This is a genomic window from Epilithonimonas bovis DSM 19482 (assembly GCF_900108115.1).
GTDB classification, from domain to species: Bacteria; Bacteroidota; Bacteroidia; order Flavobacteriales; family Weeksellaceae; genus Epilithonimonas; species Epilithonimonas bovis.
In genome coordinates, this window is the sequence record NZ_FTPU01000080.1 from 1 (window position 1) to 2,451 (window position 2,451).

The following is a 2,451-nucleotide window of genomic DNA, read 5'->3' on the forward strand; positions in this document are numbered from 1 at the left end:
CAACCCTTACAACTATTCAGTTTTTGAATAGATTTATTTTTGATAGAAATATAAACAACCTAAAAATAAATCTCGTTTGATAATGCACTACGAGTATTTTATAATAATCATAGGCGGTCATATTATATTTTAATGAGACGTCAAAAATATCACGGTCATAATATATCAAGGCTGCTTTCTTGTAAAAAGTAGCACGCAGGCCATCATCATTACTTTTTTCTGATAGTTTGTCAGCCAGGGTAATCAATTGTGCTGATTTTTTCCAGTCACTGTATTTTAGCTCATCCGCCTGGTCCAGTAGCTGTATTATCTTTCCTTCTACAGTCTTATTTGCCGAACTGTTTTGGGCAAACATTTCTGTTATCATAATAACAAAGAAGAGCAAAAACAGTCTTTTCATCGGTAGATTTTTATGATTAGAGTTTATAAGAGATTTTCGTAGTGTCAAATATTCTTTATAGAAAAGATTTTTGATTATTTTAATTCTCTTAGATTATTTTGATTGAGCAAATGCTATAATTAAATCGCTAAAATCTGCATCATTAGTGAGAACGTTATTGTTCATATATAATTAAATGAGGACTTCTATTTATATTCAAATGTCATTGACTGTGATTTTATATTATAAACGTCTTTGGACTAATTAAAACAAACTCAGCTGGATGCCATCATTGGGCTTTGGCGGTTTGGCATCTCCAAAAACGGTTTTCCCGCCAAAGCGCCATGAGTTTTGCCGTTCTTCTTCTATTACTTTTTCTATACTGAAATCAGGTGTGAAGTTTTCTTCTGTTCTTACAGCAATCTCATGCAGTTTTTTGATGGCCTGATTTTTATCCTGATTTCCAAGTTTAGATTTCTCGATACCGGATTTTAGGATTGATATGGTTTCATCGTAGGTTTTGGTCGGCACAGGAAACGGATGACCGTCTTTGCCGCCATGTGCAAAAGAAAACCTGGCAGGATCTGTAAACCGGGATGGTGCGCCATGTATAACCTCACTTACCAATGCCAGCGACTGCATAGTTCTGGGGCCAACGCCTTTCAGCATCAGGAGGTCTTCAAAGTTTTCAGGTTCATTTTCTCTTGCGAGCCACAGGATATTGCCCAGTTTTTTCATATCCACATCACTGGCCAGAACCTCGTGGTGTGCTGGTAATATCAGTCGCTGAAAATCCTGCATCCATTTTTCGGAGTCGGTTTTGGTAATGTCCAGGATTCCGTTGCGGTTTGGTGCTGCCTCAGAAGAGGTCAGGTTAAGGATGTTTCCGCGATTAATCCCGGAGATGCCTGTATGCGGTTCGTTGACAAAAGAGGTAACATTTTCCGACAGCCAGTGGTAACGTCTTGCAGTACCGTCATGGTCATGCATACCTTGCTGCACAACAGCCCAGTTACCTTCATCAGATAAGATAAAATTGTGAAGGTAAAGCTGATAACCGTCCTGTATGGCGGTATTGTCCACTTTTGCAGACAGTTTGCTGCAACGTACGAGTTCATTGCCATCCAGCCCGGTAGAATCTGCGATCTTGAGCAGTTCTTGGGGAGCTTCCCGCGAGAATTTGCCTTTTCCTCCGGCAATGTATATCCCCAATGCTTTTGAATTGGGGTTGATAGCACGTTTCAGCGCGCCCATTACAGAAGTCGTGATTCCCGATGAATGCCAGTCCATGCCCATGACAGCACCAAAACTCTGAAACCAAAAAGGATCTGCCAGCCGCCTCAGCACTTCATCTTTACCATAATCGGCCAGGATCACTTCTACAATGGCAAGGCCAAGCCTGGACATGCGCTCATAGAGCCACGCGGGCACGTGTCCATAATGTAGAGGCAAATCTGCAGTTCCTGATCGTTTCATTACAGCGGCTATTTTTGGTCTTGATTTTCAAAAAACAGGTGCAGATTTTCAAGGTTTTTCTTGTCACTACCCGCAAAAATCAAATGGTCTGTCAAAAAAACAGGCCTCTTCAGGAAGCTGTAATGATCAAGAATCAGATGTTTGTAATCTGCTTCTTTCAAGGATGAGGTATCAATTCCTCTTGCTTTGATCTGTGTGGATTTTTTACTGAAAAGCGATTCATAAGATTGTGTTATGGCGTACATCTCGTCCAATTCTTCTTCAGTGACAGGCTTTGATTTAATTTCTCTCAGATCCCAGTCAGAAAGATCATACTGAGACATTATTTTTTTACAGGTACCGCAGGTTTTGAGGTAAAATACTTTTTTCATTATTCAAATTTACACAGAATTGTAGTAAAAGTTTTATTAGATAAATAAATATGATAAAAAACATTGCATAATAAAAAATCATTTTTAAATTTGCTGTATCAAAAACGGAATTAATAAACGTTTTGTAATTTTAAGAGCCTGTTTAAAAATTAAATTAGAAAAATTCGTATGGCGTTTATTTTATAAAATAATCTTATAAAAAACTGATTGTCAGTTGTTTATGTT

The 2,451-nt window shown here is 38.4% G+C and carries 3 protein-coding genes; all 3 read right to left on the reverse strand.

Annotated features, from left to right (window positions below):
* Positions 1-16: 16 nt before the first annotated feature.
* A complete protein-coding gene (locus B0B05_RS16145) occupies positions 17-400 on the reverse strand; it encodes a hypothetical protein (RefSeq protein ID WP_143746067.1) in 384 nt (127 codons plus the stop codon).
* A gap of 243 nt (positions 401-643) precedes the next feature.
* Positions 644-1,855, reverse strand: coding sequence for a DUF763 domain-containing protein (locus B0B05_RS16150; RefSeq protein WP_076784597.1), 1,212 nt, complete (start codon positions 1,853-1,855; stop codon positions 644-646).
* Positions 1,856-1,863: 8 nt separating this feature from the next.
* Complete coding sequence (locus B0B05_RS16155; RefSeq protein WP_084174022.1) at positions 1,864-2,226, reverse strand: arsenate reductase family protein; 363 nt, start codon at positions 2,224-2,226, stop codon at positions 1,864-1,866.
* Between the last annotated feature and the right edge of the window lie 225 nt (positions 2,227-2,451).

Coding starts and splice junctions, on each gene's coding strand:
- B0B05_RS16145 (WP_143746067.1), bottom strand. CDS start 400: ATGAAAAGACTGTTTTTGCTCTTCTTTGTTATTATGATAACAGAAATG.
- B0B05_RS16150 (WP_076784597.1), bottom strand. CDS start 1,855: ATGAAACGATCAGGAACTGCAGATTTGCCTCTACATTATGGACACGTG.
- B0B05_RS16155 (WP_084174022.1), bottom strand. CDS start 2,226: ATGAAAAAAGTATTTTACCTCAAAACCTGCGGTACCTGTAAAAAAATA.